Source organism: Roseivivax halodurans JCM 10272 (assembly GCF_000521785.1).
GTDB lineage: Bacteria > Pseudomonadota > Alphaproteobacteria > Rhodobacterales > Rhodobacteraceae > Roseivivax > Roseivivax halodurans.
This window is the reverse complement of the sequence record NZ_JALZ01000061.1, coordinates 1-11,337: the sequence shown is the minus strand read 5'-3', so window position 1 is coordinate 11,337 and position 11,337 is coordinate 1. Positions and strand designations below refer to the sequence as shown.

General features: G+C 58.5%; 11 protein-coding genes. 8 read left to right on the top strand and 3 right to left on the bottom strand.

Features of this window, described 5'->3' with window-relative positions:
* Nucleotides 1-162: 162 nt before the first annotated feature.
* The 8 genes from OCH239_RS20305 to OCH239_RS22965 all read left to right on the top strand — a co-directional run bounded on the left by OCH239_RS20305 (nt 163) and on the right by OCH239_RS22965 (nt 9,010).
* Nucleotides 163-1,371: a hypothetical protein gene (locus tag OCH239_RS20305; RefSeq protein WP_037267069.1), complete on the top strand. Its 1,209-nt coding sequence runs from the start codon at nt 163-165 to the stop codon at nt 1,369-1,371.
* Between the two features lie 262 nt (nt 1,372-1,633).
* Nucleotides 1,634-3,487, top strand: coding sequence for a hypothetical protein (locus OCH239_RS20300; protein ID WP_157578006.1), 1,854 nt, complete (start codon nt 1,634-1,636; stop codon nt 3,485-3,487).
* A complete protein-coding gene (locus OCH239_RS20295) occupies nt 3,484-4,248 on the top strand; it encodes a hypothetical protein (protein WP_157578004.1) in 765 nt (254 codons plus the stop codon). The genes OCH239_RS20300 and OCH239_RS20295 overlap by 4 nt, the downstream gene beginning before the upstream one ends.
* Nucleotides 4,245-5,027 carry a hypothetical protein gene (locus OCH239_RS20290; RefSeq protein ID WP_037267064.1) on the top strand — a complete coding sequence of 261 codons (783 nt, stop codon included), beginning with the start codon at nt 4,245-4,247 and terminating at the stop codon, nt 5,025-5,027. The genes OCH239_RS20295 and OCH239_RS20290 overlap by 4 nt, the downstream gene beginning before the upstream one ends.
* Nucleotides 5,028-5,129: 102 nt before the next feature.
* Nucleotides 5,130-6,395 (top strand): DNA (cytosine-5-)-methyltransferase, encoded by a 1,266-nt coding sequence (gene dcm, locus OCH239_RS20285; protein WP_051489675.1) that lies wholly within the window; start codon nt 5,130-5,132, stop codon nt 6,393-6,395.
* A complete protein-coding gene (locus tag OCH239_RS20280) occupies nt 6,331-6,855 on the top strand; it encodes a very short patch repair endonuclease (RefSeq protein ID WP_280111616.1) in 525 nt (174 codons plus the stop codon). The genes dcm and OCH239_RS20280 overlap by 65 nt, the downstream gene beginning before the upstream one ends.
* On the top strand, nt 6,852-8,234 hold the full coding sequence (locus tag OCH239_RS20275) for a type II restriction endonuclease (protein ID WP_051489674.1): 1,383 nt from the start codon (nt 6,852-6,854) through the stop codon (nt 8,232-8,234). Before OCH239_RS20280 ends, OCH239_RS20275 begins: the two co-directional genes overlap by 4 nt.
* Entirely contained in the window at nt 8,234-9,010 is a 777-nt protein-coding gene (locus OCH239_RS22965; protein ID WP_157578002.1) for a hypothetical protein, read from the top strand. Before OCH239_RS20275 ends, OCH239_RS22965 begins: the two co-directional genes overlap by 1 nt.
* Before the next feature lie 187 nt (nt 9,011-9,197).
* On the opposite strand, the gene OCH239_RS23975 is transcribed toward OCH239_RS22965, so the two are convergent.
* The 3 genes from OCH239_RS23975 to OCH239_RS22960 form a co-directional block, all read right to left on the bottom strand.
* Nucleotides 9,198-9,833, bottom strand: coding sequence for an SH3 domain-containing protein (locus OCH239_RS23975; RefSeq protein ID WP_425280314.1), 636 nt, complete (start codon nt 9,831-9,833; stop codon nt 9,198-9,200).
* Between the two features lie 255 nt (nt 9,834-10,088).
* Nucleotides 10,089-10,379: a hypothetical protein gene (locus tag OCH239_RS20265; RefSeq protein WP_037267060.1), complete on the bottom strand. Its 291-nt coding sequence runs from the start codon at nt 10,377-10,379 to the stop codon at nt 10,089-10,091.
* 1 nt (nt 10,380) lies between these two features.
* Nucleotides 10,381-10,632, bottom strand: coding sequence for a hypothetical protein (locus OCH239_RS22960; RefSeq protein ID WP_157578000.1), 252 nt, complete (start codon nt 10,630-10,632; stop codon nt 10,381-10,383).
* Nucleotides 10,633-11,337 lie beyond the last annotated feature (705 nt).

Genomic DNA, 11,337 nt, shown 5'->3' with positions numbered 1-11,337 from the left:
GATGAAGATTGGGGGTCACAGCACGGTGACGGTGCCTGAACCGCGCAGCCAATAATGCCGGGCGGTTCAATTTCGATCCACGCCAACGCGACCGCATTTCCAGTTTCGGTCGCCATACCTCGATCGTACTCTGGTCGCGGAAGACGAATCTCGGGCCTTTTCATGGACGGCGGTACTACACGAACGGTAGAGGACCTGTCGCGCGAGGAGCTGTACGCCCTTGTATGGGAGCGGCCGCTCAATCGCGTCGGCCCGGAACTCAGCCTCGACGGTCCACGCCTTGCCAAGCTCTGCGACAAGCGCCAAGTGCCGTATCCCCCTCCTGGATATTGGCAGAAGAAGGCCGTAGGCCGCGCTCCTGAGCCCACGCCCTTGCCTGCCGAGGATAGGGTTGCGGTAAAGAAGACTGCCCCTCGCACATCGAGCGCTCATCGACCACCGGTGGTAGCGCCAAAGAAGTTTTCGGCGGTGTCGCTACCGGAAGAAGTACGCGAACCGGAAGTTCCACCGACCCCAGCCGTCATCGATCAGCATGACGGGCTTGATTTGCTCAACGGGATGCATCCGAAGATCAAGGCGTGGATTGTGGATCACAGGCGGGAGCAGAAGGAGCGCGTTCAGAACAACCGGCGACGAAGGAATGACATTTGGTCTTGGGGCAAGCCCCTCCTAGACGATCTCACGCCTCGAGATCTGCTCCGCTTTCGCGCTAGCAGCACTCTCTGCCGTGCTGTCGAGGCAGTGGGCGGGCGCGTGAAGGAGGCCGACATTCACGGCAAGCTGACCTTCACCGTTAGTGGCCGGGACATTGAGTGCGTGGTCAAGGAGAAGATGACCCGGCCGATTAAGCGTCTAGAAGGTGAAGCCGGGCAATGGACGGCCTATCCGAACCACCATAATTCGGGGCTGACTTCATCGGGCTTTCTCCGGGCACAGATTAGCACATGGCTTCCGGGCGAACAGCCACAGTGGATCGAGAGTCCGAGGAGACCGTTTTCGCAGCTGATCCCGGCAATCGTGGGAGCGATACTGGCAAGCGTTCCATGCCTAATCGAGTGGGAGCGCAAGCGAGAAGAGGAACGGGTTCGCCGCCAAGAGGAAGAGAGGTGCCGGTGGGAGTTGCGGCGGATAAAGGAAGTTGATGATAGCCGTTGGGCGCGCTTCCGGTCATTGGCAACAAACTGGCGGGAAAAGCAGCTTCTCGACGAGTTCATCATCGAGCTTGAAGTGCGGCTGGCTTCCGAAGGAGATCAAACCCTCGGAGAAATGACGACGTCCGCGTGGATAGAGTGGGCGAAAGGCCGCGCTGCCGAGATGGATCCGTTTTCCGGAGGGGTTGCTGGGCTGTTTCGTAGTGTGCAGCGTTCTTAAGTAACGTACTCTCTGACCCTTTCTCTGCTAGAGCAATCGCCATGCGTCTTTCAACCTACCAAGACGCCCCGCTTGCTGCCAAGGACATCTGCGATACGCAGCTCCTTACAGGAGCGAAGGGCTTTGACCTAATCTTTATCAATTTGATCTATCGTAAAAATATCATAAACTACTTTCCAAGTCGGAGATGAACCAGCAGACTCCGGGGGATCTTGGGAGGTTCTATGAGTAACCAGTTACAACGTTTACTCCGTATCAATATATGCGAAAACGCGACGTCATTACCGGCGGGGTGGACGTAATGCCCATCTGGGAATTCAACGAGGCCGACCCCTCAGATGTCGATGTCGAGCTTACGCAGCGGGACCAGTTCAACAACGACGAGGTCGGTCTGGCGGATGCTTTGGTCCGGGAGGCAGCTCAAAACTCCTCGGACGCCCCTGCTAAGGAGGAAATGGCCGTTCGGCTGTCCTTCTCCTTCCGGACGCTATCAGGCAAGGATCTTGAGAACTTTCGGAAGCAACTCGTACCCCTTATCCCGCATCTCGAAGCGTGTCAGGCGAACACCGACGCTTTGACCGACGAGACGGTCCGCTTCCTGGTCATCGAGGATTTCAATACCCGCGGCCTGACCGGTGCGGTCGATGCTCTTGACGATGACAACTTCCGGAACTTCTGGCGCAGGCACGGCAAGTCCTCCAAGGGCGGCCGAACTGGGGGGCGCTGGGGGCTCGGCAAATTGGTTTATTCGTCCTCTTCCGAGCTTCGCGTTTTCTACGGACTGACGGTCCGGGGTGGGGAGATGTCCCCGCTACTGATGGGGCAAGCAGTTCTCAACCACCACGAGGTCAACGGAACGCGCTACCAAGCGCATGGCTTCTGGTTTTCGAAGCGGGCTACGAATCGCCTCCAGCTGCCGATCTCCGACCCGGCCGAGATAGAAACGTTCCGGCAGCTGGCTGGTCTGAAACGCACCACGGAGTCCGGCCTTTCGATCGCCGTCCCCTGCGTTATGGATGGGATCAGCGAAGAGACGCTAATTTCCGCCGCTGTGACGAACTATTACTTCCCGATCTTGTCGGGTAAGCTGGAGATCGAGGTCGGCGACACGCTAATCGACCGGCAAAGTTTCCGCGAGGTGGCGGCGGGGATCGGCCGGAATACAGATATACCGTTCGGGTTCGTTGGAGAGATCAGCGAGAAGAAGTCCTCCGGCGCCACGTACGTTGCGCAGAAACCAATCGGAAAGGAGAAGCTGGGCGAGGACTTTTTCAGTGAGAATGACCTGCAAGCCATGAAAGAGGCATTTATCCGAGGGGAGCTCGTACATGCCAGTGTCCCCGTGTTGTTGTCTAGGAAGAAGGCCGGGCAGGAGGCTGGAAACATCGATCTGTTTCTTCGGTCGCTTCCCGAGGGGGGGAAGTCCTTCGCTCTCTATGCGAGAGGGCCGATCATTCTCCCCGGGGAACGCAAGTACTTTCAGAACGCACCTGCCTTCGGGGCTTTGGTAGCGGAAGGTGATACGATCGCCGGCTTTTTGGGGGATGCGGAAAATCCTGCGCATACAGCGTGGAACGGCAGTGCCGAAAAGCTTTCCCGAAACTGGAGCAACGGCCCGGCAACCCTGCGATCGATCCGTTATGCTCTCCGGGACCTCTACAGCGTGGTAGCCGACCAAGTCGATACCGAGGATAAGAACGCCCTAATCGACTTCTTTTCCTTGGCTGAAAAGACCTCCTCGGGGAAGAAAAGGAATAAGCGGGTCAAGCCGGATCCGGTCGTGGTCCCCGCTCCCCGGACGGCAATCAGCATACGGCCCCGGGAGGGCGGCTTCGATCTCGTCTCGGGCCCGGCTGCCGCGGACTGGAGATTTCCCCGGACCATCCGTATCCGGCTGGCCTATGACATGATCGGAGCCGATCCGTTCAAACGGTTCAGTCCTCATGATTTCGATCTGGGAAAGCGCGACATCAAGGTGGTCTGCCAAGAGGCCGAGGTCGAGACCCCTGAACCCAACGTCCTGCGCGTGGAGGTCCGGTCCCCGGACTTCAGGATCGAGGCCCGGGGCTTCGACCCGAACCGTGATCTGGTGGTGGATGCGAGGGCTCTGTCATGAGCGGAGCAAAACGGCGCATCAATTCAACCGGACGCAAGAAGATCGGCCGAGAGTGCTTCGACATCAGTATGGCCGATCCGGTTCCGGGCGACCCCTTGCGGGCAAAAGTGGAGCTGTATCTCGGCCGGGCAGGGTTTCCCCACAACGCGCCGGTGATCGTGGAAGCCTATCACCGCTCTTCAGGGATGCGGTTCGATTGCGGGACGGTGGCAAACCTCGCGGTACCTCCCGTCCTTGATCTGACCGATGTCGACCAGGGCGGCGGCGTCCTGTTCCGGATCAAGGTGCTCGATCCGGATGCAGCCTCGGGCAGGATCATCGGCTCTGCCGAGCGCATACAACCGCGTAACGAGGGCGAGGACGACACCCGGCGCAGCCTTTTCCCTCTCCGCACCCGGGACCTTGGTGAGGAAGTCTGGAGGGTGGATGTCGCAGACGACATGCCGCCTTCTCTTGTACTCAACAACCGGCTTCCGGGGTTCAGTCAGAATGTCCAGGATGATCCCCTGCTGCAGGGTGTTTTGCTCCCGGCAGCGCTCAGGATCGTCCTGAGGGAAATCGCCGCCGAACCTGTACCGGACGAGGGTAGCTGGAAGGCCGACTGGCTCGAGTACTGCAGGGACAGCCTTGATGCCGAGGATCCGGCATCCATCGAGACCGAGGAGGATCGTGAACTGTGGATTGACAGCGCCGTGGAGAAATTCTGCAAGCAGGGGAGCTTCATCGGCCGGATCCGGGACAGGGCGGAGGATGACCGGTGACCGAACAGATCAGAAAGCTGAACGAAGAAGGGATCAGGCGGTTCGGGGAGTGGCTCGATGCCGGAGCCTCCGGAGCCGCACCCGTCGAGCTTCTCTCCAGCCCAGAAACCTCCGTCCCGCTCGGGGAATCGATCATCGCTCCGAAAAAGGGCTTTGCGGACCGGTACGAGTTCGGGGCCTATCTGGATGATATTCTTCGTCCTCTGGAGAAGTCCGGGATCTCATCGGACCGCGGTTTGTGGACGGGACTCGCTCTGCACTGGTTCGACGAGCTCTGCCCGCCGCGGAAGGACGGCGTTCGCAAGCTCGACAAGAGCTACCGCTACATTCTCAGCGACGATTACCGGCACTACTACCGGCATCTGGTCCGGTCGCCTTGGCAGCTGGTGCGTGATCACGGGGAGAATGCCCGCTTCCTTCTGACCTCGCCCAGGGAAAGTGACCGTCCTCTGAGTGTGCATGGAGAAATCCTCGAACAGTTCGGCGGCCGGCAGCAGGTGCTCGGGAACCGCCAGCTGATCGCCGAGGCCAGCCGGCTCTATCTAGATCCGGAAACCGGGCGGCCCCGGAAAGGTGCCGCCGGAAGCGGCGCCGGTTCCGCCCGGCGCTTCGGAATGGTGCTCCGGCAGCTGGACCTCACTTACGACGCGGCCCGGATGGAGGATGGAAAGCTGCTCGACATCCTGCCCGCGGAATTCGACCGTTGGAAGAAGGAGGCGGGCGTCAAGGGAGGCTGGTCCTCATGGCTCGGAAGGGGACGCCGGCAGCGGAACGCCTGACCGGCCCGGCAATAATGTTCTTTTTCCGTTCCTGACTCTTGCCCCCTCGGCCGGGTGCTGCCATTGTGGCAGAAAAATACCCAGAGAAATGTGAGAGCGAGCATGAACCAGTTTTCGGAACTGCGCCGCAAGGCGGGGCTGAGTGTTGCCGACGCGGCGGTCCGGACCGGATACAGCGAACGGGCAGCCTATCGTTGGGAAACCGGAGAGCAGGAGCCCCGGCGGGCGGTTCTGGAAACGCTCGAGAAGTATATCCGCGGCTGCAGCACGCCCTCGCCGGCCCCGGCATTCCGGTTCATCGATCTCTTTGCCGGCATCGGCGGCCTGCGTCTCGGGTTCGAGGCGATCGGCGGGAAATGCGTCTTCACCTGCGAGCGCGACAAGTACAGCCGGATGACCTACGAGGCGAACTTTCCCGGCGATGATCACGAGATAGCCGGTGACATCATGGAGCTGAAGCCGGCGGACGTGCCGGAGCACGACGTCCTGCTCGCCGGCTTTCCCTGCCAGCCCTTCTCCATCGCCGGCGTCTCGAAGAAGAACGCATTGAACAGGCCGCACGGCTTTGCCTGCGAGGCGCAGGGCACTCTGTTTTTCCGGCTCGCGCAGATCATCCGGGACCACCGCCCGGCGGCCTTCATGCTGGAGAACGTCAAGAACCTTGTGGGTCATGATCGCGGCCAGACCTTTCGCGTGATCCGTCAGGTTCTCGAGGAAGAGCTCGGCTACCAGATCGATTGGCGGGTGATCGACGGCAAGTCGTGGGTGCCGCAGCACCGCGAGCGGATCTTCATCGTCGGCTTCCGCGATCCTTCGGCATTCACGTTCGATAACATCGAGATCCCCGACCGCCAGTCGGGCCCCCGGATGTCTTCTGTCCTGCATACCGAGGACGCCGCCGAGGCGCCGGAGAAGCACTATACCGTCGGCAATATCGGCCGGGTGTCGGACAAGTATGTCCTCTCGGACAAGCTCTGGACGTACCTTCAGGGCTATGCCGCAAAGCACAAGGCAGCGGGCAACGGGTTCGGGTTCGGTCTGGTAGGTCCGGAGGATACCGCGCGGACACTTTCGGCCCGGTACTACAAGGACGGATCGGAGATCCTCGTCCGTCGGGAGGATGGGCGCCCCCGGCGGCTGACACCCCGCGAATGTGCCCGCCTGATGGGCTTCGACAGTGGTGACCGGGTCTTCGATATTCCGGTGTCCGACACGCAGGCCTACAAGCAGTTCGGCAATGCGGTTGTTGTCCCGGCTGTCGAGGCCGTGGCTAGGCACATGGAGCCCCATATCCGGGCGGCGCTTGCACACGTACCCGAACAGGAGACAGAACTCCCCGCCCCGGAGCGCCCGACAGAGGCCGCCTGACCCCTTGGCGGATGTAGTCGACACGGCAACCCGCAGCCGGATGATGAGCGGGATCCGCGGGCGCGACACGAAGCTTGAGGTGTTCCTTCGCAGAGCTCTTCATCGGCGGGGCTTTCGCTTCCGGAAGAATGTGACCGGCCTGCCTGGCAAGCCGGACATCGTGCTGCGCCGCTACAATGCGATCATCCTCGCCAATGGCTGTTTCTGGCACGGGCATCACTGCCATCTGTTCCGGCTTCCGGCGACCCGGCCGGAATTCTGGCAAAACAAGATCGAGGCCAACATGACGCGCGACGCGCGGAACATTGACCAGCTTCGGGAAACCGGGTGGCGTGTGCTTCTGGTCTGGGAGTGCGCCTGGAAGGGCCGGACCCGGATCACGCCGGAGGATCTCGTCGACCGGACGGCCGGCTGGATCACCGGATCAACGGAGTTCGCGGAGATCGAAGGGGCGGCATGACGGGACAGGGTGTGTTCGACTTCGAGAGAGAGGCCCGGACGGCTGATCTTCTGGAAAGCGTGATCAACCGGAGCGACCGGATTCTCGTCAAGAAGCTTTCCAACAACGACAGGGACTGGGCGAGGTACGCCAACAAACATCAGGCCGGGGTCTACATTCCCGCGGATGAGCGTGACGGCGGCTTTTTCCCCTCTCTGGTCGAGAAGGACCGGGGCGGAGCGGGCGGCAAGCCGATCCGTGAGGCATGGTTCACCACATTCTGGCCGCAGGCCCGGGATGCGGAGCGGCAGTCCAGACTCGTTCACTACACGAGCAAGGGGCCGGAGACGCATATGACCCGGCTGCCGAAGGAGCCGTTCGCGGATCTTCTTCCGGCGTCTTTTCTCGTCATGGGGCGCGTGGTCCGGGGCGGCGGGCAGATCTACGAGTGCCTGACCGTGGACTCGGGCAGCGATGAAGCAGGTCTCCTGGCTGAGGTCCTTGATATCGGCCCGGACTTCCATGTCGCTGAGTTCGATCCGGCGGAACGTCGCGCCCGCGAGCGCGAGCGGGTTCTCGATTTCGCCGAGCAGGTGATCATGGCCTGGAAGCGGGGGGAGATCGCCGAATTCGCCCGGGACCACGCGGCCATGCCGGCGACGTTCGAGCTTGCCCGTAGGGCAAGGGCGGCTTTTCTCGAGAAGCACGAACTGGACACGCTCGATCCGTTCCGGATGGAAGCCCCCGGTGATGCCCTCCGGGAGATCAGCCGGGAGATCGAATGGGAGCTCTTCAAGGAGTTCCAGCGCCGGGAGCGATCCGTAGATCTGGTCCGGATCGTCATGGGCGACGAGGGCAAACTCGTGGAGACGGCCGGGGTCATTCGCCGTCTTGTCGAGGAACTTCCACGGGTCGACGCGCTGATGCTGTCGGCGGCCCAGCAGCGCAAGTCCCGGGCAGGCTATTCCTACGAACACCACATCGAGGCCATGCTGCAGGGTGGCCGCATCCCCTTCGAGAAGCAGGTAGTTATCGAAGCCAGAAAACGGCCGGATTTCATCCTTCCCTCACTGGCGTTTGTGAATGGCGGCAGTCAGCATGCCGGAACCGGACTGATCCTGAGCGCCAAAACCACGCTGCGCGAGCGGTGGAAGCAGGTAGAGCGGGAAAAAGGCACCCGCCGACTGTACTTGACAACAGTGGACGAGAACATCGCCGGCAACGCGATCGAGGACATGGCGTCGATCGGCGTGCATCTCGTGATCCCGGAGAGCCTGAAGAAGGCCAAGGAGACCGAGTACGACGGGCATGCTAATGTCCAGACCTTTCAGGAGCTGTGCTCGGATGTGGTTGGACCGTCTATGGACTGGTGGTCGGATCATTACGGGAGGCGGATATAATGCGAAAACCATTCGGTGATGACGGGCATGAAATCGATGCGCTGTATTCTGTCGAGCGGCGCTCTGACGGATTTGACCTGATAGTTGAATCGCGGGGTGGCTCGGATCACGGGCCGAACAAGAGCCGGAGCAAAAAATATGCGCCGGCCATGGAGCTTCATCTGCACCGGATGGGAGAACTCGGAATGACTTTGCAAGAGTTGCAGGTCGCCAGTGGTCCCGCGATGAAACTACCGGAAGAGCAACGTGGTGTAGACCTCGACAGGTTTTCCCTGCCACTAGATCTGTCCTCCGTTCCAGATGTCGTAGGGCTCCGGCATTCGATCGGTCGCGCGTCCGCTGCTTTCAGCCGCACAGACGGTAGCGATAGGGGAAACCGAACCAAACGGATGAGGCTGCGAATCCGCTGGAGCGGTGCTGCTGGTATGTCAGCTAGGGAAATCGAACAACTACTGGCCAAGCCAGGTACGTCCGCCAGACGAGCGGAGGTACCAACCGCGGATCCCGACGAACTCTTCGAAAGAGCTCACAGGGCACTCAAACGATTCCGGCACGAGAGAAGAAACGAAAGAATTCCGCCCCCTCCAGGGCAAACCGATGTCCCTCGATCGACAGCAGATATTGCGCGCTTCGTCAGAGATCCGAACGTCATTGCATGGGTTCTCAATGCCGCACAGGGGCGCTGTGAAGTATGCGACGATCCGGCGCCATTCCTGCGATCAGGAGGCGAGCCGTATCTTGAGGTGCATCATGTGCTTCCACTCTCTCAGGGCTGACCAGATACATGTGATAACGCAATCGCGTGCTGCCCGAACTGTCACAGACAGCTGCACCATGATCCTGATCGGGAATGTTTCCGAAAAGCAGTACTCACGAAAATCAGTCGACTGAAAGACTTTCCCGACACTGCCTTTGGATGAAGCAGTTCCATGACCGTAATTTTGCCTGTCTAGGGCGCAGTTATTATCCACACGTTTGGCTTGGTCGGATTGCAGTTAGATTCCCATTGTGAGCATAATATGCCCATGGCCCACCAACGGTCGGAACCACAACTTTTGACCACGATCCACGGGATTCAATAACTCGGATACATGATCCTCCTGTGCGCGTGCCCACGATATTGTACTGCGTTCCAGGGCCTTCGTGTATATTAAGTCTATTGATATTCCTCGATATATAATGAGTGTATGGCGTCACCGAGGAAACCGATCCGTAGTTTTCCCACCTTTCCAAGGCAGTGCCATTCGGTCGTAGGGAAGGACTACCATCATCTGTAACTCGCCTAGATTGACGTGGCGGATCAGGACTCGTTTGCGGAGGGATGTTTTCAGAGTCTGAGGGTTCGACGGGAGGGTTGTATATGGGTTCATATCCAAGCCCACGTACGATAGGGTCTCCTACAGTCCGGCGAAGAAAATCATCTAGGGAAACGCCAGTCAAGGACGTTGCCACCGGCACAGACAAAAATAACAAGCATGAGGCCAGAAACGGCACGAGGACGGGGCGCTCTCCCGATTTGGCCCACGCTTGAATTCCAAAAAATCCAAGAACTGCGAAAAATATTGCTAGTGCATACTGAATAAAAACGGAGTCATTCATTGGCGTGTATAGGCCTCTTTTACTATAATGCGTTTTGCCATTATCTTATTCAAAGCACCACACTTGTCAACAAAGCTCGCAAGTGGAAGATTTCCCCCCATCCTTGACGAAGCCGGTGTTAATAAATTAACAGCGAAATTCCGAACTTCCAACGCATGGATATGGGGTAGTAAGCGACCGGTCATGAGCAGCGCGCCACAAGTCACCGACTCCGCCGGTGACAAAAGCGTATGGACATTTGATGTTTTTGGCGCTCTAGGGTATCTTATTGTTCAAATCATCCACACCAGATTTAATGGCATTAGCCTGTTTCTTATCAAACCCACACTTGGTCGGCTGTAATGTAGGAACACTCTGTAATCTCATTACGTTTGATGCGAGAGCATCCGTTATGTCCGAGAGGCGCCGCAAATTTCTTACAGTATGCTCCTCCCGTAAGGGTTGGTAGCTGTCGCTATACCTTTCGCGGTCGTTGTCGAGGAAGAACTCAGACAATGCCCGAAAAACCTCGTCACGAACGATGCGACGCATTTCGTTCTCGTCCATACTATTCCTCCTCCTTATTGTAGGACGCGCCAATCGCGCTCAAGCAACTGGCTACGACAATACCTGTCGTGATCAAATAGAACGTCTCAAGCAAAAACTCGATAACCATTTTCCACCCTGAAAATGTTCCAGATTGAATGGTGCCGATATTGAGTGCTTTTGCATAACTTTGCCCGACCGTTGACCAGAACCCAGCATTGGCAGTGGTAAGCCAGAGAATGCATCCGATGAGAAAGATAGCTGCAGCGATCACAGCCCACACTCGCCATAGCTGAACGGTTAGCATAGCAAGAAGGAATTTTATGAATATGAATGGCTGTACGTACAATGCTTGCCCCCTCTCGAATCAGAACATGCGAAGCTTTATTTCTCTTGAAAGCTAAATTATCCTTCGCTTTCGGTGGTTTGATCATTTCTAAATTCTGATATTACAGAAAGACGATGGGAGCGCTGCGAATCCAATACATATGTGTCGCCTCGATTATATTGAATTTGGACATGTCGGCCACCGACTATCCGGATGTTGAGGGTATCGTAGCCTTCGAGATCTTTCTCGGACTTCCAGCGCCGATAGTTCGATATTTATATTCATTCTGACAATCCTTGTGCGCATTGGCAATACCGGGGTCATCCACACTCTCTCTATATGCGTCACCTCACGGCCGAACAGGTTTTCGACCTTGGCAGGTGAGCGTTGATAATTACAACAAGGATTAGAGTTGCAGGACCGGAAATGAAATGATGCCGCCGGGCCAAAGGCATGGCCGCGAAGACGCAAGGTTGTCCTCCGCCCGCTCTGGGGAGAATGGCGTGCGAGGGCCGCGGCTGACTCGGATCGGGATCTCGGGCGGCATCCGCCATGATGCGACGGAGCGCATCGCGGCCAGAACGCCAACGTGCCGCAAGACAGCCGTCCTTAAGAACAACAGCGTCCCGATCGAGTAGAGCGGCCTCACCG

Coding starts and splice junctions, on each gene's coding strand:
- OCH239_RS20265 (WP_037267060.1), bottom strand. CDS start 10,379: ATGGACGAGAACGAAATGCGTCGCATCGTTCGTGACGAGGTTTTTCGG.
- OCH239_RS23975 (WP_425280314.1), bottom strand. CDS start 9,833: ATGAATGACTCCGTTTTTATTCAGTATGCACTAGCAATATTTTTCGCA.
- OCH239_RS20275 (WP_051489674.1), top strand. CDS start 6,852: ATGACGGGACAGGGTGTGTTCGACTTCGAGAGAGAGGCCCGGACGGCT.
- OCH239_RS20305 (WP_037267069.1), top strand. CDS start 163: ATGGACGGCGGTACTACACGAACGGTAGAGGACCTGTCGCGCGAGGAG.
- OCH239_RS20300 (WP_157578006.1), top strand. CDS start 1,634: ATGCGAAAACGCGACGTCATTACCGGCGGGGTGGACGTAATGCCCATC.
- OCH239_RS22965 (WP_157578002.1), top strand. CDS start 8,234: ATGCGAAAACCATTCGGTGATGACGGGCATGAAATCGATGCGCTGTAT.
- dcm (WP_051489675.1), top strand. CDS start 5,130: ATGAACCAGTTTTCGGAACTGCGCCGCAAGGCGGGGCTGAGTGTTGCC.
- OCH239_RS20295 (WP_157578004.1), top strand. CDS start 3,484: ATGAGCGGAGCAAAACGGCGCATCAATTCAACCGGACGCAAGAAGATC.